Annotated in this window: 19 protein-coding genes; 3 read left to right on the top strand and 16 right to left on the bottom strand. The window is 26.0% G+C overall.

Annotation, left to right across the window (positions count from 1 at the left end; genetic code table 11):
• Positions 1 to 2: 2 nt before the first annotated feature.
• The 13 genes from grdF to ACEXNK_RS09930 all read right to left on the bottom strand — a co-directional run bounded on the left by grdF (position 3) and on the right by ACEXNK_RS09930 (position 15098).
• Positions 3 to 1313, bottom strand: coding sequence for a sarcosine reductase complex component B subunit beta (gene grdF, locus ACEXNK_RS09990; RefSeq protein WP_373601051.1), 1311 nt, complete (start codon positions 1311 to 1313; stop codon positions 3 to 5).
• A gap of 30 nt (positions 1314 to 1343) precedes the next feature.
• Entirely contained in the window at positions 1344 to 2630 is a 1287-nt protein-coding gene (gene grdG / locus ACEXNK_RS09985; RefSeq protein ID WP_373601050.1) for a sarcosine reductase complex component B subunit alpha, read from the bottom strand.
• Positions 2631 to 2656: 26 nt separating this feature from the next.
• Positions 2657 to 3013 (bottom strand): GrdX family protein, encoded by a 357-nt coding sequence (locus tag ACEXNK_RS09980; RefSeq protein WP_373601063.1) that lies wholly within the window; start codon positions 3011 to 3013, stop codon positions 2657 to 2659.
• A 211-nt stretch (positions 3014 to 3224) separates the two neighbouring features.
• Positions 3225 to 4544: a sigma-54-dependent transcriptional regulator gene (locus tag ACEXNK_RS09975; protein ID WP_373601049.1), complete on the bottom strand. Its 1320-nt coding sequence runs from the start codon at positions 4542 to 4544 to the stop codon at positions 3225 to 3227.
• A gap of 2 nt (positions 4545 to 4546) precedes the next feature.
• A complete protein-coding gene (locus tag ACEXNK_RS09970) occupies positions 4547 to 6244 on the bottom strand; it encodes an ATP-binding protein (protein WP_373601048.1) in 1698 nt (565 codons plus the stop codon).
• Positions 6245 to 6311: 67 nt separating this feature from the next.
• The gene (locus ACEXNK_RS09965; RefSeq protein ID WP_373601047.1) at positions 6312 to 7199 is read right to left on the bottom strand and encodes a hypothetical protein; all 888 of its coding nucleotides are present in this window, start codon (positions 7197 to 7199) and stop codon (positions 6312 to 6314) included.
• 151 nt (positions 7200 to 7350) lie between these two features.
• Entirely contained in the window at positions 7351 to 7581 is a 231-nt protein-coding gene (locus ACEXNK_RS09960) for a YgjV family protein (RefSeq protein WP_373601046.1), read from the bottom strand.
• A 75-nt stretch (positions 7582 to 7656) separates the two neighbouring features.
• Entirely contained in the window at positions 7657 to 8346 is a 690-nt protein-coding gene (locus ACEXNK_RS09955) for a DUF3298 and DUF4163 domain-containing protein (protein WP_373601045.1), read from the bottom strand.
• Positions 8347 to 8437: 91 nt separating this feature from the next.
• Positions 8438 to 9343 (bottom strand): YkvI family membrane protein, encoded by a 906-nt coding sequence (locus ACEXNK_RS09950; RefSeq protein WP_373601594.1) that lies wholly within the window; start codon positions 9341 to 9343, stop codon positions 8438 to 8440.
• Between the two features lie 344 nt (positions 9344 to 9687).
• Positions 9688 to 10221: a GNAT family N-acetyltransferase gene (locus ACEXNK_RS09945; protein ID WP_373601043.1), complete on the bottom strand. Its 534-nt coding sequence runs from the start codon at positions 10219 to 10221 to the stop codon at positions 9688 to 9690.
• A 111-nt stretch (positions 10222 to 10332) separates the two neighbouring features.
• A complete protein-coding gene (locus ACEXNK_RS09940; protein WP_373601042.1) occupies positions 10333 to 11574 on the bottom strand; it encodes a peptidase U32 family protein in 1242 nt (413 codons plus the stop codon).
• 252 nt (positions 11575 to 11826) lie between these two features.
• The gene (locus ACEXNK_RS09935) at positions 11827 to 12876 is read right to left on the bottom strand and encodes a GIY-YIG nuclease family protein (RefSeq protein ID WP_373601041.1); all 1050 of its coding nucleotides are present in this window, start codon (positions 12874 to 12876) and stop codon (positions 11827 to 11829) included.
• 92 nt (positions 12877 to 12968) lie between these two features.
• Positions 12969 to 15098, bottom strand: a complete 2130-nt coding sequence (locus ACEXNK_RS09930; protein WP_373601040.1) for an MGH1-like glycoside hydrolase domain-containing protein — start codon at positions 15096 to 15098, stop codon at positions 12969 to 12971.
• Between the two features lie 205 nt (positions 15099 to 15303).
• On the opposite strand from ACEXNK_RS09930, the gene ACEXNK_RS09925 reads away from it, so the two are divergent.
• A complete protein-coding gene (locus ACEXNK_RS09925) occupies positions 15304 to 16128 on the top strand; it encodes a sulfurtransferase (RefSeq protein ID WP_373601039.1) in 825 nt (274 codons plus the stop codon).
• 71 nt (positions 16129 to 16199) lie between these two features.
• The gene (locus ACEXNK_RS09920) at positions 16200 to 16730 is read left to right on the top strand and encodes a hypothetical protein (RefSeq protein ID WP_373601038.1); all 531 of its coding nucleotides are present in this window, start codon (positions 16200 to 16202) and stop codon (positions 16728 to 16730) included.
• A gap of 48 nt (positions 16731 to 16778) precedes the next feature.
• On the opposite strand, the gene ACEXNK_RS09915 is transcribed toward ACEXNK_RS09920, so the two are convergent.
• Positions 16779 to 17522, bottom strand: coding sequence for a hypothetical protein (locus ACEXNK_RS09915; RefSeq protein WP_373601037.1), 744 nt, complete (start codon positions 17520 to 17522; stop codon positions 16779 to 16781).
• Positions 17523 to 17717: 195 nt separating this feature from the next.
• On the opposite strand from ACEXNK_RS09915, the gene ACEXNK_RS09910 reads away from it, so the two are divergent.
• Positions 17718 to 18548 carry an HAD hydrolase family protein gene (locus ACEXNK_RS09910; RefSeq protein WP_373601036.1) on the top strand — a complete coding sequence of 277 codons (831 nt, stop codon included), beginning with the start codon at positions 17718 to 17720 and terminating at the stop codon, positions 18546 to 18548.
• Between the two features lie 558 nt (positions 18549 to 19106).
• Here ACEXNK_RS09910 and ACEXNK_RS09905 read toward each other — a convergent pair.
• A complete protein-coding gene (locus tag ACEXNK_RS09905; RefSeq protein ID WP_373601035.1) occupies positions 19107 to 19310 on the bottom strand; it encodes a hypothetical protein in 204 nt (67 codons plus the stop codon).
• 63 nt (positions 19311 to 19373) lie between these two features.
• Entirely contained in the window at positions 19374 to 20315 is a 942-nt protein-coding gene (locus ACEXNK_RS09900) for an L-lactate dehydrogenase (RefSeq protein ID WP_373601034.1), read from the bottom strand.
• Between the last annotated feature and the right edge of the window lie 58 nt (positions 20316 to 20373).

Raw genomic sequence — 20373 nt, 5'->3', positions numbered from 1 at the left:
ATTTAATTTTCAAATACAGTCTGATCACTAACTTCTGTTTGTAATGCCTTTAATGCTCTTAGTACTAATTCTTTTCTTAATTTTTTACTTCCTTCTTCTCCTAAATTAGGATCTCCTAATGGATATGGTATACCTACAGCTGGTATTATTCTATTAGCTCCTATAGTTAAAGATATAGGAACTACAGTACACATATGAACAACTGTTATACCTTTTCTTTCTATTTCTTTTACCATCGTTGCACCGCAACGTGTACAAGTACCTCATGTAGAAGTTAGTATCACAGCAGTAACACCATCTTCTATTAGTTTGTTTACAAACTCTTCTCCAAATCTTTTAGCATTGCCCACACTTGTTCCTGTTCCTGTAGTAGTTATAAAGTAATCCGAAACCTCACCTATAACTCCTTCTTTTTCTAATTCTCTTACAACATCAAGTGGTACAACAAGATTAGGATTTTCTAATACATAAGCTCTATCATATCCTCCATGTATAGTTGTAAAATCTTCTTTTTTAAGGGAATCCATTTTACTTATATCATATATTCCATATTTTGTTGCACTTGAAGATTCTATCTTATCTGGATTATCAGTAGGTACAATACCTCCAGAGGTTACTATAGCTATTTTAGCTTTAGATAAATCATCTATAGGCTTAGCTGGAGTAACTCTATCAAATATAGGCATTTCATACTCTGTTTTAAACTCCTCTTTGTTTAATTTCTTAACCAACATATCTATAGCTCTTTCAGAACCTCTAAGTTCGTGGAAGAAATTTTTTCTTATTCCTCTTAATATATAACCTTCTTCCTCTGGAGGTCCTACTTCTTCACCTTTAGCTAGTTTTAATCCTAAACTTACCATTTTAGGTACAGCGTTTCTAAGATCTGCTGCAGAGTTATTAGTTTCTATAATGTGTAAATCTAATTTATACATATCAACTCCAGGATTTTCTATATACATACCAGTAACTGAAGGTATATTTAATTTTTCTTCTACTTCTTTGCATATACAACCACAAGCTACACCATATCTACCTGCATTAAATGCAGGGCCTGCTATAAATAAATCTGCATTTTCTTCTCTTATCATCTCAAGTAATACATTAGTTGCTTCTTCCATATTTTGTCCAAAATAACTGTCTCCACATATAACAGTCGCTACTATTTCTGCTTCTTCTTTAAATGATTTTTGTAAAGCTAATCCTGGTCCTATTGCTCCGTTTCTTTTTTCTGGAGGTATATCTGCCTTTTCTTCTCCTCCAATTCCTGCAAAGAAATTATTTATATAATGAACAACTTTTATTTTACTCATAATTTTTCCTCCCTTTTATTATTTACTATATTAATACCATCTAGCAGTTAAATGATTGTATCCATTAGCTATAGTTGATGCTATTATAATTTGAAGCTCTGCATCCATGCTTCCATCTTCATTTAAGCATCCTTTATACCCACCTATCATCATCTCAACATATTCCAATGTTCCTATAACCTTCTCCATTGCAGGGAAATGTACTACTAAGTTACCTTGACCACAAGATATTAAAGCATCTGCTTCTTTTGTAGCATCTGCTACTGATTGGCTTTTACCATCCCTACCAGGAAATTCATCTGTTATTAATACTACTTCAGCTCCTGCCTGTGTAGATTTTTTACAATTCATCATAAGGTCTGTATCTGGGTTTCCATAACCTTCTTCAGTGATTATAACTCCATCTATACCTAAATAATCTACAAACTTAGCAACCATATCAGAGCTTCTTTCTTTATCAACTAAAAATACATTTTCATTAGTCAATATAACTCCTACAAAGTTTATATCTTTGCCATGTCTTTTATATAGATCTTCTATTACAGGATTATTTAAGTGATGGTATGTTGTTACTTTATCACAAGGTGCAACACAATTTCCTGAAATTATAGCTCCATCCATAATTTCTGTTGGGTACATAAGTGTAGGAACTATTTGCTTAGCATCTACTCCATAATAGTAAGTATCATGAAGTAATCCTTGAGATTGCAACATGTGTACATATGCTACTGTTGGTAAATCTGGGTATTCTTTTATTTGCTTAAGTAAAGGCTTAGTTTCATAAACTTTTATTTCATCAGGTTCTATATCTTTTGCTACTTCTCCTATATAAGTCGCAACTCTTAGTCCTGCCATTCTAGCTGCTGCTTCATAAGCATGAGTTTCTATATCCTCTTTAGGTTCCATCATAATACATACATTATTAGTCTTTGAGAAAGGACAATAATCTGCTATTGGTCCACTCATATCTATTATTCCTTCTTGGAAAGCTACTATATTTCCACCAGTTATAACACATGCTCCTACTAGTGCATTAGTTCTTCCACTTCCAACAGTCTTAACTTTATTTATAACCCCTGGAAACACTTGACCTTCTCCACTTACTTTTACTCTTGGTTCTATAACATCTTTAACTGGAGCAATTCTTATAGATTCACCTGGTCTTGCTAAATCTACATTAACACTTTTTATTCTTTCGTCTGATAGTACTATTTTTTCTATTTCTTTTTTATCTACATACAATGTAGAATCTTTCACTTCTGTCTTTTCCCCAAACTGAACATCTTTTATGAATATTTTTCCTAATTCTAACTTCATAAATTTCCCTCCTAATATTTATTAATTTATGTTATTGAATTTTTTATAATAGACAAATCTATCATCATGAAGCTTCCTAAAACTTCTTTTGTCCAAAGTGGTGTAGAGTTATTAGTTAGCAAGTCAGTGCATACTTGAATACTATTTTCAATTATATTTAAACTATTTTCATCCAGCTCCTCCTCATATTTACTGATTACTATAGATTTATAAGGTGTATCATTTGCTTTTATGCTACCTGCTAAAGGATGTGTATATAACCTATGTCCCATATGAATTTTATCTCTAGTTAGCTTTAATACATCTATATAGTTATAGTTTTCTAAGTATATTGTTTCAATTGTGTTTTTATATTCATTGTAAACTAACTCATTATTAGTAATTATTAATTTATCTATGTTATCACCCCTTTAGCATTTTCTTATATTATGTATTAAGCATATAGCGTGCCAACTTTTCAAAAACTAAATTTTTTTTAAAAACTTATTGATTTTACTATATTTCATAAGTTTAATTATTTCGTATAGTTTCTCTTACAATTTAAAACTGAGAAAAAAATTTCTCAATAACGAAATAAGGTGAGAAAATTTTTTCTCACCTTATTTTATATTCTGCTATTTTATTAGTTAATTGCCTTCTACTTATATCCAATTTCTTAGATGCCTGAGAAATATTATTCCCACATTGAATTAATACTTTTTCTATATACTCACATTCAAATTCTTTTCTTATTTCTCTAAGTGGCTTTATTTCAACTTCCTCATGTACTTCATCTTTATTTATGCTTGGTAAATATTCTTTTGATAAGTTTCCATTATCACTTAACACTATCATTCTATTTATTATACTTTTCAATTCTCTGATATTTCCTGGATAATCATAATTTATTAAAAATTCCATTACATCTGTATCTATAATATTGATCTTCTTATTATACTTAACTTCATACTTTTCTATAAAAAATTTAATTAATTCGTTTAGATCTTCTTTTCTCTCTCTAAGTGGCGGTATAGTAATAGTTATAGTACTTAATCTATAAAAAAAATCTTCTCTTATATTTCCTTTTATAATTTCTTCCTGTAAATTTTTATTGGTAGCTGTAATTAATCTAAAATCTGATTTAATTTGTTTATTGCTTCCTAGCCTTTCTATAACTTTATTTTCTAAAGTTCTAAGTAGTTTAACTTGTATATCTAAAGATACATCTCCAATTTCATCTAAAAACAAAGTTCCATTATTAGAAAGTTCAAATCTACCTTTTCTCATTTCATTTGCTCCTGTAAATGAACCTTTTTCATGACCAAATAACTCAGATTCTAGTAATCCATCAGAAAATGCACAGCAATTTACAGCTATAAAAGGTTTATTATTTCTATTACTTACTTTATGTATATATCTAGCAAGTACATCTTTACCAACTCCAGATTCTCCGAGTATCAATACATTTACATCGCTAATTGCTACTTTCTCAGCTAATTTTATTACATCCTCAAACTTTTTACTTTTAGTTGTCAATTTAAACTCTTTATTATTAATATTAGGTCTTTTTAAAGCTATAGACTCCTTAACTTTTTGGATTTCATTTAGTAAATCTTCAACCGGGTTGCTTTTAATAAAATATGAAAAAGCTCCTTTTTTCATAGCTTCAACTGCATTTTCAATAGTTCCATATCCAGTTACTAAAATGACTTCTATTTCTTTATTTATATTTTTAACTTTTTCTAAAACTTCTACTCCATTCATTTTATCCATAATTAAATCAGATAGTATCAAATCATAATTTTTATCCTTTTCTATTATAGCTATTCCTTCCATTCCACTTATTGCAATGTTTACATCATATCCTTTTTTGCTTATTATTTTCTTCATTACTGTAGCGTACTCTACTTCATCATCAATTATTAATATTTTCAATGTTAGTCCCCCTTATGTATTGGAAGTTTTATACAAAATGTAGTTCCTAGTCCAAATATACTTTTAACACTTATTTCTCCACCACACTTGGTTATCTCATTATAAGTTATATAAAGCCCTAGTCCAGTACCTTTACCAATTGGCTTTGTTGTGTAAAAAGGATCAAATATATTCTTGATATTTTCTTCTTCTATCCCTATACCTGTATCTTTAAAACTTATATTTAATTTATTGTTACTTGTATAAGCTTCTATATATATACTTCCATCTTTATTTATAGCATAAACTGCATTAGATATAAGGTTTAATAATACATGTTTTAAAGAATCTTGATTTATATAACAATCTAAGCTATCATTGCAATCTATCTTTACTTTTATATTATTATTTTTTATTAACTTATCCTCTAGTCTAACTGTACTTTCTATAAAGTTCTTCATATTTGTAAGTTCTAACTTATCATTACTTATTCTTGAAAAATTTAAAAGATTTGATACAATGTTAGTCGCTCGTTTAACATTATTCTCTATTCCATTTACATATTCTTTTATTTCTTCATCACTATTATCTGAATCTTTTAAAAGGTAACAATAATTTCTAATTATACCTAATGGATTTCTTATTTCATGTGCTACTCCCGATGCTAGCTGCCCTATAGCTGCCATTTTGTGATCTCTTAGCATTTGAGCTTGAGCAGCTTCTAATATAGTTTGGCTTTCTATAACTTCATTGGTTTTAATTCTTATTTCTCTTTTTAAAATATATGTACAACCATAAAAAATATATATCGATATAAGTATTATTCCAATTAAAACATATTTTGAATAACCTGAATTAGTGTCATAAAATATAGTATTTACATCATCATACTCATAATACCACTTCTGTTTTAAATCTTGATATATACCATTTTTTTGTAGTTGAAATATACCTTTATTTAATATATCCACTAGCTCCTTTTTATCTTTATTTACAGCTAATACAGCTTTTTTTGTATATATAGGTTCTTTTAGAATATTGTAATCTTGGTTAATTTTTCTATCTTTTATATAAAATTTTAGAACTGGTTCATCCCCTATAACTGCATCTACATCATTATTTACTAAATACTTAACTGCTTCTTCTACATCTTTAGTTAGAACAATATCTAAATCCTTAACTTTATTTTTTAAGAATTCTATAGAATAATCTCCTTCTAAAATTGCTACTTTTTTTCCGCTTAAATCTTTATATCCTTTTATTTCAGAGTTTTTGTGTTTTAGTATATTTCCTCTCAATGTATACACAGGATCTGTAAATATAAATTTTTTAGACCTTTCTTCTGATTCTATTAAATCAAAGAAATCTATGCTTTTATTACTAAGACTGTCTAACGATTCTTTCCACCAATTATTAGGTTCAAAAGAAATATCTTGTCCTACTTGTATTGAAAGTGCATTTATAAGGTCTACAACCATACCTTTATATTGTCCATCTGTATTATCTTTGTACCTAAGAGGTGGAGAGCTTTGATCTGATCCATAAACAATTTTTCCATGTTTATTTAAAATTTCTCTTTCTTTTATAGTTATAGGCATTGATTTATTTATATACTCGAATATATTAAGATTATATTCTATTCCAACATATATATTAGATATTATACTTATTACTATTATAGTATAAATAATACCTACAATTATTATTGTCCTTTTTTTCATGACATCCCCCCTTATAACATATTTCTATATTAATAAACAAAACCCTACTTATTTTGTAGGGTTTTATTTAAAATGGTCTAGTTGATTTATATATATTAAATTTACAATTCTCATTTATCTCTTCTGCATCTGCTACCAAATATTTATCTATGTCTCTTACTCTTACTATGCTTCCATCTAAAGTTTTTATTATTCTTGTGTAATTTTCTATAGTTTCTCCTTTAAACAAGGTAGCATCTTCTATATTTTTTGTATCTGCTATTAAAGTTTTATCTTCATTTGTCCTAACATAGTATCCATTAAAAGTCTTGATAATTATACTTTCATCTAAAAATTGTAATATAGTAAACTCCTCATTATCACTTTGGTCAAATTCAGTTGCAGTTAAATAAGATCCGCCTCCATCCATAGCTGTTACAAATCTTTGTTCTGATAAAGATATTATAACTATATCATCATACTCTATTTTTGTAACTTCTTTTATTTTGAACACAGTTCTTTCATTTTGCATACATGCGTCTGCAAATATCATACCATTATCTCTAACCTTTATATAGTACCCATTGTCTGATTTTAGCGCTACTTCTTTTTCGTTTATTGGCATTAAGGTAAATATAGTTGCATTATTTTCTTTTGTTTCATTTGCAAACAATTCATTACTTTTATTATCAACTTTTATATAATAACCTTCTTGCGTTTGTATAATTACATCTCCATTTCCCATATCTATTAATACAAACCTATCAGATAATTCTATCTTATTCTCTATAGCCATTAATTCATTTAATTCTCCTTCTACAGATACATACTTATCATTGTAGCTTGATTTTATTGTAACTAATTTATTTCTCTCCCTCATTAAATCTCTTAATATTTTTTTATACGCATTTCTATTTATAATTCCTTTCTTATATAAGTGATTAAAATAAGCTATATTTAATTTGTTATCTTTCATTTATTTTCCCCCTTATGAATCTCTAACGTATCTTTACTTTTTAATATATGCTATATACCTATATTTTGAATTATGTCCAAGTTATAAATATGTGTTTACGTAAAAACAACTCATATTAAATATACTTTAATATGAGTTGTTTATTAATTTTCTATTTTTTCATTTTAAATAATTTGTATAAATTATAAATATTTATTACAATTATAACAGCATTAGCAATTGCAACTGGATATGCCTCTACTTTAATACCATATATAACAAATAAAAGACATCCTATAGAATTTATTACTCTCAATTGTATAATAGATGTCATAGTCAAAGATATTGCAATTAATATAGATGCGCAATATCCAACATATTCAATAGGGTCAACACTAAACATGTCAGTTACTCCTTTTTAGTTTGTTTTGTTTAGTGTTTCATATTTTAATAATTAGTATTCATATATTTATTTTTATTAAATACATACGTATTTAGGGTTTAAATATTTTTTTATTTCTTGAAAATTTATTTTAAATATAGGTATTACTACATTATATGGTGCTATCTCATAGATTTCAAAATATATAATAATTGAATCCTTATTTATATAAAAATTTTGTTTTTCATTTATACCTTTAAACCCACTATCTTCCATGAAAAATACTTCATTATTTTTCTTTATTCCCTTTAATATATGATCATTTATAATTGACTTATAATCTACATTTTTTCTAAATAAATCTTTTAGCTCTATTGATTGGCCTGTTTTTAAATCATAATTATAACTTATCAAGTAGGCTATATCATGTGATTTACCCATAAATATATGTTTTTCAGTTAGTATACTTATTAAGTCATTTTTATCATATCCTAACTTAAAATCTATATATAACTGATATTTATATTTAAATTTACTGTTATTATAATTTTTCGCATATTCTGTAGCTTGTTTTTCTATTGATTCTTTATGCTTTATAGTGTCTCTATACATCATATCATTTATATTTTGAATAATATATTTATTATAATTATTATGGTCTATATACTTTTGATTTAAAACTATTTTAGGATAAATAATTTCATACTTTAAAAACTCACTGTCTTTAATTAGTCTATTTTTCGATATACACGAATTATTTTCTTTACAATCAAAAATATTTATCATAATTTTCCTCCTATATAATAATCTATAATTTAAAATATGTGTATATTTTTACTTTGTTTCAATTTAACAAAAAAATTAAAAGGAGATCAAATTACCTCCTTTTAACAATTAAAAATATTATTATTATTATTCCTACAGACCCTGATATAGGATACATAAAATTTACTAAGTAAGAAAAAGGTAACATACCTCCAAATATACCTAATACAGTACATAATATAGCCATTAGGTTAAATTCTTTAGTTTTTTCAACATAACAACTGCTACACACATTCCACAGTAATGGCGCTGCAGTTGTATATATTCCTCCAATTAATATCAGCGAAAATATATTTCCTATGCCATTTGATATTTGTTTAGCTATGTAAAGAGTAGGTATTTCTTGAATATAAACATTTTGTATATCCGTTAAAAGAGCTATATTTATAAACATGGCAGCAGCTATTAAAATAAAACCACCTAAAATTCCTGCATATTTACAATTTTTTATATTTTTAACTGTCTTACCTGCTCCAGCTAAAAAAGGTGTTGCAAATATTATATTAAGTCCACTGTATACTAAAGCTGATAATGGCCAACTATCTACAGCCTTTACCATATTTAAATTGTAAACTATATTATCTACATTTCTTAAATTTTCATAATTATTACTTATAGTTATTATACTAACACCTATTGCTACTATTGCTATTATAGGGCCTAAACTGCCTAAAATCGATAATACCTTATCCATTCCTTTTATAACCGATATCATAGTTATAATCGCGAGTATAGATCCTCCTACAGTTTTATTTATTCCATAATATTGATTGAGAGTTGCTCCAGCTCCTGATATCATAACAATAAAACTACATAAACAAAATACTGGTATCAATATTTTAAATATATTACCTAAAAAGCTTCCAAATAAATGTGTAAATATATCATTACTATATTTCAAATTAGAATTTTTTCCTATTTTCAATAACTTTGCACCGCTATACATCATAATTAACATACACAAAATTCCAGCTAATATGCTATTGCTTCCTTGAGAGGAAAAAAATTGTAGTATTTCTTGTCCTGTAGCAAACCCAGAACCTATACATACAGATATATAAGCCCCTGATAATAAAATTATTTCTTTAATATTTTTATGTATTTCAATCTCCTCCTTATATATTAATATTAACTTTGTACAACACCCCATTATTATTAATATATAAGGAAATTTACTTTGATATTACTTGTATTTAAAATATTCACTAATTTCTATATAAAAAAAGTTATATTTAAATATTTAACTTATTATTAAATAAGCAATATATATTTTAATATAACTCTTCTAACTTTATGTATATTTTATATAATCATTCCCATGCTAACTAAATTGAAAAAATTACCATCTATATATATTTCATTTTTTAATATTCCCTCTATTTCAAATCCACATTTTTCATATAATGCAATTGCTCTAGGATTATCTTGGCTAACTACAAGAGTTATTTTCTTAGTTATATCATTTCCCTTGCACCAGTTAATTAATTCATCCATCATAAGCTTTCCAAGTCCTAGGTTGCAATATTTGTCAGTTATAACTATACCTAATATACCAACATGCTTTCCTTTTTTCTTTTGATTTGATGATATTGTTCCTATTCCTATTATTTCTTCATTTATAGTTGCTAAAATCATAGTATTATTATTAGATGAATTTGTTGTTTCTATCATATTTTCTTGTTGTTTAACATCTACCTTATATTCATTTTTTCCAAATGAAAGATATACTGTTTCTCCACCTACAAGGTTATAAAAATCTATTATTGCTTGTGCATCTTTTTTTGTAGCTTCTCTTAAAACTACATTTTGACCATTTTTTATGTTTACATTCTTCATAAAATTTCCCCCTGTCTTTTCATATAATTTTATAATATTACTAATTTATATTTATTTCAATTATTTTTTACATAATAAAACCTAGAAACATTAATGTTTCTAGGTTTATTTTTATAATGTATTTATAGTTGTTATTGGCTTTCTTAACATATAATCTGTTTCAACAGGTATATCTAGTTTCATCTTAACTATTTGTTTAGCATGAGGAGCAGACTCTATTGGATCTCCATCTTCATTATACATCTCTAATATAGTTGCATACATAGTTTCTTTGTAAGGTCCTATTATTTCTATTTTATCCCCTACAAACATTCTATTTCTTTGTTCTACTATAGGCATACCAGTTTCTTCATCATGACCTCTAACCACACCTATAAAATCATAATTTCTAACATATGATGCTGATTCATAATTTTGATCTTTTGTGCTTGTTTTACCTAAATAAAAACCTTCACTGAAATGTCTATGACTTCCTTTTTTAAGTTCTTCTAACCACATAGGATTAAACTTCCAGTTTTCTGGATCTTTGACATATTCATCTATTGCCATTCTATAAGCTCTAACAGTAGTTGCTACATAATATGCAGTTTTCATTCTACCTTCTATTTTAAAACTGTTTATACCACTTTCGATTATTTGAGGTATGTATTTTATCATACACATATCTTTAGTGTTAAAGAAAAATTCTGCATCTACGTCATCTAATACTTTTTCATATTCTCCATTTTCTTTTTCTTCAACTAATGTATATTTCCATCTACAAGACTGTGCACAAGCACCTCTGTTAGCATCTCTTCCTGTAGTATAGTTACTTATAACACATTTTCCAGAATATGACATACACATAGCTCCATGTATAAATGCCTCTATATCCATATCTTCTGGACAGTTATCTCTTATCTCTTTTATCTCTTCAAAAGATAGTTCTCTTGCCATAACAACTCTTTTTGCACCTTGGTTATACCAAAAGTTTGCTGCTGATGCATTAGTGGTACTAGCTTGAGTACTTATATGAATCTCCATATTTGGTAATACTTTTTTTACTACACTAAATACTCCAGGGTCACTTACTATAACCGCATCTACACCTATTTCATCTAATTCTTTTAAATAGGCTTCTAATTGTTCAAATTCTTCATTTCTAGGAATTATATTTAAAGTAACAAATACTTGTTTACCTCTCTCGTGTGCAAATCTTACACCTTCTGTCATATCTTCTTTGTTAAAGTTTTTCGCAGCAGACCTCATACCAAATATTTCTCCACCGATATATACTGCATCCGCTCCGTATACAAAGGCTGTTTTTAATCTTTCTAAATCACCTGCTGGTGCTAATAATTCTATTCTTTGCATAATGTCTCCTTTATTAAACTATATATTCTTTAAAAACACCCTCTTTAAAATCAGTTAATATATACTTATTCTTTAAAGAGGGTTTATTATTTTTTTATGATATTTTTTCTTTTAATTTATACCCATATCTTTATTTCAGTAATCTATTTTATTAGTATTATACACTGAAACTACATTATTATATCAAAGTGTGTAAATAAAATCCAGTTTATATTTATCTTGTATAGCTTTATATTAATAACTTTTTTATTATTAATCTTTTATAAAACTACCTATTTCTTCTTTATTATTTACTTTTTTACCTATATCTATATAACTACAATAATCATTATATTTTATATAAGAATAAATTATATTAGAAATATCTAATTCTTCTTTTTTGATATAATTTCTGTCTTTCTCATAATTAGTATTTATAATTCTGTCGATATTATCTAAAAGTTCATTTTCAAAATTATAACTTTTTATATCTTCAATCTTGATTAACTTTGAGTAAAGTACATTTATTCCTTTTAATATATATATTTTCTTATAGTCATCATCTAAATCAGCTTTTAAAAGTATAATTTTAGATTGTTTTGTATAATTTATAGCTTCACTTTTTTGTATTATAACTTTAAGAGCTTCTATTTCATCTCTATATTTTGATGCAATTTCAAAGTTTAAATTTTTTATAGCTTCTATCATTTTACTATTTAGATCATCTAATATATCCTTATCTTTTCCATTTAAAGTATTTATAAGCTTGTCTATACTTTTATTGTAGGATGACTTATCTTTGTTTTTACATGGGCCTAAACAGAATCCTAATTCATAATTTATGCACCCTTTTAATTTTCTTGTCCCTTTACACGTTCTTATTTTAAAGTATTTAGTTAAAACTTCACCTATAAATTCTAACTTATGTATAGATGTATATGGTCCAAAATATAAACTATTATCATTTTTTTCTATACTGAGTTCTAATGATGGATATTCATCAGATATATCAATTTTAAAATATGCATATTTTTTGTCATTTTTCATAAGAGTGTTATACATCGGCTGAATTTTTTTTATTAATTTGCATTCTAACAATAATGCATCTAGTTCAGTGTCTGTTTTTATTATCTCTATGTCATCTATAAATTTAATCATTCTAGTAATTTTTTTAGATGGGGCATAGGATGATGTAAAATATTGAGAAACTCTATTTTTTAAACACTTTGACTTCCCTACATATATTATATTTTTATCTTTATCCTTCATAAGATATACCCCTGGAGTTTGAGGTAAATTTTTAACTTTTTCTTTCAAGTCCATCTAATCACCTTCTTGTCTTTGTATTACTATATAATATTTTATATTTAAAATAAATAAAAGGGTATGTATCTTTATATACATACCCTTTTATTCTATAAAGTTTCTTTATATATTAAATAATATGCAGCTGCTGACCAACTAAAATTAGTAGCATGTAGTCCTTCTCCTGTTTCTGGATTGTAATTTTCTCGAATTGGGTCATCTTCTAATAACCCTTTAGCATTGTCAAATAATTTTTTAGCTATTAATCTAGCATCTTCATAATATCCATAATTTTTTAGTCCTTCTATTAAAAACAATGCTTGATCTAGCCATACAGGTCCTCTCCAATATTTATACGGATTATATCTTTCATTATCTTTACTAGCAGTAGGTATAGGCATGAAAGTATTAAATTTATTTTCATCCATTACATTATCTCTAATCTTTTTAGCTTGTTCTTTTGTAGCTATTCCAGCCCACAATGGCATAAATCCTTCAGTTGCTTTACCTCTATTAGTTAGAAGTTTACTTTCATATTGATTGATTTGTAAATCATAATAATATCCACTTTCATCATCATACATCTTTTTATTTATATAATCTCTAACATACTCAGCTTCCTTTTTGTATTTCAGTACATCTGTATCTATACTTAATATATCTGCTATTTCAGATAAAAGCATTTTTTCTTTGTATAAATATGAATTTAAGTCTACTGATTCTTGATTTATAGAATATCCTACTACATTGTTATCACTATCTTTATTTTCATGTATCTTAATGCCTAAATCTCCGACATATCCTTCTTTATCAAATCTAGTTGCATTATCCATACCACTTTCCCAAGCAGCTGCAAGTATTTTACTTTCGTCTGTATTATTTTTATCATCTATCATTGCACCATATTCTACAATTTTATTCTTATTATAATCTCTATTTCTATACCACCAATTGTGATAATCAACTAATTTAGGATACATCTGTTTTAAAAACTCTCTGTCCATACACTCTTTATAAACACTATACACAGCCCAAGTCGCAAGAGGTGGTTTAGAGTTTCTTTCATTCCAATTTGTCCCTAACCCATTTCTTTCTTTAGATTTATTATAAAATATACAATCTATTAAAGTTCCTTTGTCTTGAGGTCTTATATTATCATCTTCTTGTATTTGATATTCAAAAATAGCTTTTATATTTTCTTTCGCTATATTGCTATCAAACTTAGATACAGCTACAGCTTGTTTAAAAGAGTCCCAAGACCAAAGTCCATTAAAATAATGATATGTTTTTGATGGAACTATACCTCCATACTTTAATGCACCTGCACCGCTTATGTAATTTGTCATAAGAGTGTTAATACACTTTACTGCAGCTTTTTTATACTTATACTCCTCGATACTTTTCTCTTCTACCGTATCTATATATAATTTCCACCTATTTTCATTTTTTATAAATTGCATTTTAGGATTTAGAAACACTTCATTAATTATTGTTTTTTCACATTCATATTCTTTTTTCGTGAAAGTATATGAATGTGTTGAATATACACTGAAACTTTCTTTAGGTTTTATGTTTATATTATATTTCGAATAACTTTCATAACTTGTTAAATTTAAATTTATACTTGTTTCTGTAGGTATAGAGTATTTTATTTTAAATACAGTATCTTCCGTAGAAAAAAATGATGAATTATCTTTTATATTTGAAAATAAAACTTTTATTCCGCACTTAGTTTTTTCTATTCTTTGGTTACAGTTTTTAAATTTATTATCCTTTATGCTAAAATATCTATTGAATATACTCCCTTTAAATGCTAAATTTAAGTTTAATTCTATATCTAGATTATTTTTTATAGTTGTTTTTATAAGTGCACTCCTATTTGATACAAATACTAACTCTAAATCTAAGTCTAAGTCTGTTAATTCATATCTTTGGTGTAGTTTTCCTGGGTAGTAATTTACCTTTATATCTTTAGCCTTATCTAACTTGTATTTTTGTTTATTATTTATATTTCTTATTTCTATTTTACATATACAGTCTGATAAATTGTATGGATATTCTTGAGCTATTATAACAGGTCCTGAAAATCCACCTAATAAACTTTTATTTTTTATATCTGGTAAATAATAGCCATGCCAAGCTCCCATATCTGAGAAAATATTATATTTATTATTCAAGTTTTTATTGTTTAATTGTATGGTAGGATTTGCTGTTATATCTAATATATTTTTATAGTTCATTTATTTCTCCTTATTTGCTAAGATTTTTATTATATATAAATACTAATACTATTCTTAATTTCCTTTTTTATTCTATAGTTTATTTTTTTATTTCATATTTTACTTCTACTAGGTATTTATTTTCTTATTTAAACTAATATAATTATTAATCATTCCTTTCGTGTTATTATTAAAGTATAAATAAATTTTAGGAGGTTTTTGCTAAATGAAAAATTTTGTTGATTGTTCATTTATAACAGATTTTAAAGATACAAATAATCTATTTTTAATCGATTGTCGATTTGATTTATTTGACAGTAATCTCGGTTATGATTTATATAAAAAAGATCATATACCTAGTGCATTTTTTCTAGATATTAATAAAGATATTTGTGGTACTAGCCAAGTTCATGGCGGTGCTAGACCATTAGCTGATATTGACATATTATCTAGCAAGCTTAGTTCTATAGGCATAGATAGTAACTCTACTATAGTTGTTTATGATGAGAAAATATACAGCTCCCCTAGAGCATTCCTTCAGTTAAAATATATGGGATATAAAAATGTATACATATTAAATGGTGGATTTACTGCTTGGAAACTTAATAACCTCCCTACTACTTCATCCATTCCATCTAATCATAAAACTTCTTGTTTTAAAATAAACTTAAACGAAGATATAGTTTGTGATATGAGTTATGTAAAAAAATCTATAATTAATAATAACATAGTATTAGTAGATTCTAGAGATAATAATAGATATACCGGTGAATTTGAACCTTTATATTCAAAGCCAGGTCATATTCCAGGAGCTATAAATATACCATGGCATAAAAATATAGCTGATAGTGGATATTTAAAAAGCCTAGATATAGTAAATGATAATTTTAAATCTTTAAAAGATAAGGAAATAATAACTTATTGTGGTTCTTGTATTGAAGCTTGTATAAACTATGTCTTACTAGATGAGCTTTCATATAATGTTAAAGCTTACATAGGTAGTATGAGTGATTGGGTTAGCTATGATGAAAATATAGTTCAAAAATCATAATATTTGATTTTCAAATATTATATTAATGTGTTAAAATATCATAGTAAATTATAACAATAAAGGAGCATGTCATGAAAAGAGAATTTTTAACTAGTGATAAAATATTTATACAACCTACTAATTTTGCAAATATATTAGTAGATAGTTCAGGTTACACAGATTTACACGATAAATTATCTAAATGCGACTTAGAATACAGCGATGATAAAGTATTTGAAATAGCACCTAGTGGATTTGTTGATTTTAACCAACACTTATATGAAGATATAAATCAAATGAACTCTATAAGCTGTGGAATATATTTAGAAAGATCTTTAGTTACTTTTAGAATATTTTTATGGGGAGCTAAGGGAGAAGGTTTTGAAATATTTAAACATGTTTTACGTGGAAATGAAATAGATTCATTAAAATCTATAGATGATATAAAGTCATACATTAATAAACATTTAGAAGAATTAGAAGATGGTATTTTAAAAACTTATAGCATGAGCGCTATGCATTCATTTGAACAACTTGGCATGGGTATAGAAAGTAAAAAGCTACCTTTACATAGTATACTTCAATTTATGACTATAGAAAATAACATTTCTGATTTCAGATAATAAAAAATGTCTCAAGAGTTCTTGAGACATTTTTATATAAAAGTAAAATTAATTGTATAATATACCCATTCTTATTTTATCTTTTAGATTTTCATTTAAAGCTAATGTAAATATTAAGTCACACTTATTATCTATTCTACTTTGTATATCTTCTAACATTTCATTTAATATTATTAATACTTCTTCAATTTTACAATACTCATTTCCAAGACTTATAAATACAATACCTTTTTTCTTAGTTAACTCTTCACTTGTTTTTAATATACTATCAAATAGCATGTTAACTAGTTCTTCTTTATTTTTAGTCTTGTCACTCTCTATAAATCCATAAGCTAAGCCTTTTTCTTTAGATAATATTTCTTTTAAATCTGTTAAATCTATATTTATAGTACACTCTTCTGATACAGACTCAACCATCATGTCTATTAGGTCACAAATTAACTCTCTATTTTCATCATCCATTATAAATTCAGCATTAAAATCAAATTCAGTCTTCTTATTATCTTCATTAACATCAAGTCCTATAGTAACTATTCTTCTTTCTTTTGCCATATAATTTATAGCTTTTACTATATCGCAAGTTCTCTGTTCTTTCGAATTGTAAGTTATAAATACTATTTCTATTTCATCTAGTATTTTTACCGCATAGTCTTTATCTATATCTTGATTTATAGATATTTCTTCTGTCTCTAATATTTCTTTATTATTTTTATAATTTACTATGTATTGTAAGTTTTTTATACCATCTTCACTTACACCTATTACTTTTGCATATTTATTATTAAAATTCATAGTTATACTCCTTAAATTTTTTATCAAATTATAATATTTATATTATTAACTTACTATAATTTTCTAGTACTATATTACTAAAATAATAGTTTATAGTAAAGTGTTGATTTTTGTAGAAACATTTTCATATTTTTATAGTATAATATTGTTATATATTTTATTTTAATTGATGAATTCATCATTATGGGGGTAAAAATGAGTAAATTATTAGCATCAGACATAGATGGTACACTTCTTTTAAATAAAAAAATCCATCATAAAAGTATCGAAAATATAGACAAGTTTAAAAATGATGGAAATCTATTTATACTATCTACAGGGAGAGCATTGTGTGAATTAGATAATATTATAAGTAAATATAAATTAGATGTAGATGCATATGTTTTATGTAACGGGGCTTTTATACTTGATTCTAATCTCAATATAATAGAAAACTATAAAATAAATGCTTCTATAGTGTATGAAATATCTAAGTACGCATTAGAAGCAAAAGATTTTAGGGTATCTGTCTTAGATGGTCATACAAATTATATATTAAAAAGTAAAGATCTATTAAAATCAAGAAATGTATTTAATCTAAACATTCTTAAAAGAATTATAAAGATGTTATTGGGAAAATCATCTACACTAAAGCTCATAAATTTAAATGATTTAAAATATAACGATTTTAATATAAACATTATGAGTATATGTGCTTTAGACAAAAGCATTGAAGATGCAGAAATTCTCAAAAACTACTTAAATGATACTTTTGGAGATTATATAACCGCTTATAGAAATAAATATTTTGTCGATGTAGTGTTTAAAGGTTGTTCTAAAGCTACCGGTATCGAAAAAGTTTGCAGTAAGTTTGATTTGTCTGATAATAATGTGTATGTGATAGGTGATTCTTGGAATGACCTTAGCATGTTTGAAAGATATAATAATTCGTATACATTTACTTATGCTGAAGAACCTCTTCAAAACAAAGCAAATAAAGTAATTGATTCTTTTCATTATTGTATAGATGATATAATGGGTGAATAAAATAAAAGGAGCTATTAAAATTAATTTATAGCTCCTTTTATGTGTTTAAATTTTCGGTTTGCACCTCTTTATCCTCCTAATACATATCTTTCTATTTACTTTTAATTATTCTACTTCATAATCTGGTGAAAAATCATAGTCCATTTCCATTTCATATTCAAAGTATTCTAAAACCATATAGTTTTCCATAATATTTACCTCCTTTTCATTTTGCAAGTTATTAATTAAATAATATCATATCTAAGTTGTTTTTTCAATATATTTCCATATATTTTTTGTGTTTCCAAATATTTTTTATTCTTTCATTTCTATTTTTTTGAAACTTATTCATTTTTATATTTCTTTTTATATTTTATACCTGCTTTATTTAATTAATTATTCACTTTGAAAATACTTAACTTCGCCAGTCAATAATTTTTATAACGCTTTGTTTAATGAAACTTTTTATTTTTTATTTTCAATATACATTTAGTATATTCATTAACAATACAATAGTTTACGTTTTTAATTTTTTTATTAATATATTCAATAAAAAAGGAATATGCAACAACATATTCCTTATCTTGCTTTTTGCTTAATTTTCTTTTTTTCTAATTTAGGAGGTCCAACTATAATATTCTTTATACACTTATAACATACTCCTATAGTAAATGCTCCTGGCAAAAGTAATATAGGTGATACCTGTAAATATACTATACATATAAACGATAATACTCCTGATATAGTACTTATGAATAAATTGTATTTTTTCCAACTGTTCAAATAATCACTTCCTTGAGTATTTATTTTTTAACCTTTATATTAAATACTCAAAAACCTTAACTTTTATAAATCAATCTTTTCTATATTTTCTTTCATAACATTTATAGATTTGTCAAATTTTTCTTTTTCTTCTATTTCTAATGGTAATTGAATTATTTCTCTTACTCCATCTTTATTTACTATACTCGGCACTGCTATATATACATCTTTATGTCCATATTCTCCATTTAAATATGCAGACACTGTAAGTATACTATTTTCATTTTCAAGTATAGCTTTAGTTATGGCAGTAAGAGCCATCCCAATTCCATAATAAGTAGATTTTTTACGCTTTATTATCTCATAAGCTACATTTTTCACTTCATCTTCTATTTTTTCTAAATCATCAAATTCTATATTACTATCTTTTCTAGATGCTATTTGATATATAGGCTGAACTCCTTTAAGAGCATAACTCCATGCCACAAATTGAGAATCTCCATGTTCTCCCATAACATATGCATGAACATTTTTAGAATTAACATCTAATTTTTCACTTAACATATATCTAAGTCTTGACGAATCTAAAGTTGTCCCTGATCCTATTACTTTATTTTTATCATATCCAGATAAATTTGCTGCTACATATGTCATTATATCAACTGGATTTGTAGCTATTAATAATATCCCATCAAACCCCGAAGCTTTTATATTATCTATTATACTTTTCATTATTTTAGTATTTTTATTTAATAAGTCAAGTCTAGTTTCCCCTTCTGATTGTATGGCTCCAGCTGTTATACATATTACATATGCATCTTTACAGTCAATATAATCACCTGCATATATTTTCATTTTTCTTTTCCCGAAGTTAAGCCCATGGTTTAAATCCATAGCTTCTCCTTTAGCTCTTTCTTTATCTATATCTATTAAAACTAATTCTTCGCATGTACCTTGATTTACCATAGAATAAGCATAACTCATTCCAACCATTCCAGTCCCAATTATTACTACTTTATTTTTCATATGTTTATCCTCCAAATGTATATATTACTTTTATTTTGTCCTGTTATATTTATTAATA

Origin of the sequence: Paraclostridium bifermentans (genome assembly GCF_964259345.1) — a bacterium.
Lineage (GTDB): Bacteria > Bacillota > Clostridia > Peptostreptococcales > Peptostreptococcaceae > Paraclostridium > Paraclostridium bifermentans_B.
Note: the sequence above shows the minus strand (reverse complement) of the source record. Positions and strands in the feature narration are given on the sequence as shown.

Coding starts and splice junctions, on each gene's coding strand:
- grdG (WP_373601050.1), bottom strand. CDS start 2,630: ATGAAGTTAGAATTAGGAAAAATATTCATAAAAGATGTTCAGTTTGGG.
- ACEXNK_RS09970 (WP_373601048.1), bottom strand. CDS start 6,244: ATGAAAAAAAGGACAATAATAATTGTAGGTATTATTTATACTATAATA.
- ACEXNK_RS09965 (WP_373601047.1), bottom strand. CDS start 7,199: ATGAAAGATAACAAATTAAATATAGCTTATTTTAATCACTTATATAAG.
- ACEXNK_RS09960 (WP_373601046.1), bottom strand. CDS start 7,581: ATGTTTAGTGTTGACCCTATTGAATATGTTGGATATTGCGCATCTATA.
- ACEXNK_RS09955 (WP_373601045.1), bottom strand. CDS start 8,346: ATGATAAATATTTTTGATTGTAAAGAAAATAATTCGTGTATATCGAAA.
- ACEXNK_RS09950 (WP_373601594.1), bottom strand. CDS start 9,343: ATGTTAATTATGATGTATAGCGGTGCAAAGTTATTGAAAATAGGAAAA.
- ACEXNK_RS09945 (WP_373601043.1), bottom strand. CDS start 10,221: ATGAAGAATGTAAACATAAAAAATGGTCAAAATGTAGTTTTAAGAGAA.
- ACEXNK_RS09940 (WP_373601042.1), bottom strand. CDS start 11,574: ATGCAAAGAATAGAATTATTAGCACCAGCAGGTGATTTAGAAAGATTA.
- ACEXNK_RS09935 (WP_373601041.1), bottom strand. CDS start 12,876: ATGGACTTGAAAGAAAAAGTTAAAAATTTACCTCAAACTCCAGGGGTA.
- ACEXNK_RS09930 (WP_373601040.1), bottom strand. CDS start 15,098: ATGAACTATAAAAATATATTAGATATAACAGCAAATCCTACCATACAA.
- ACEXNK_RS09925 (WP_373601039.1), top strand. CDS start 15,304: ATGAAAAATTTTGTTGATTGTTCATTTATAACAGATTTTAAAGATACA.
- ACEXNK_RS09920 (WP_373601038.1), top strand. CDS start 16,200: ATGAAAAGAGAATTTTTAACTAGTGATAAAATATTTATACAACCTACT.
- ACEXNK_RS09915 (WP_373601037.1), bottom strand. CDS start 17,522: ATGAATTTTAATAATAAATATGCAAAAGTAATAGGTGTAAGTGAAGAT.
- ACEXNK_RS09910 (WP_373601036.1), top strand. CDS start 17,718: ATGAGTAAATTATTAGCATCAGACATAGATGGTACACTTCTTTTAAAT.
- ACEXNK_RS09900 (WP_373601034.1), bottom strand. CDS start 20,315: ATGAAAAATAAAGTAGTAATAATTGGGACTGGAATGGTTGGAATGAGT.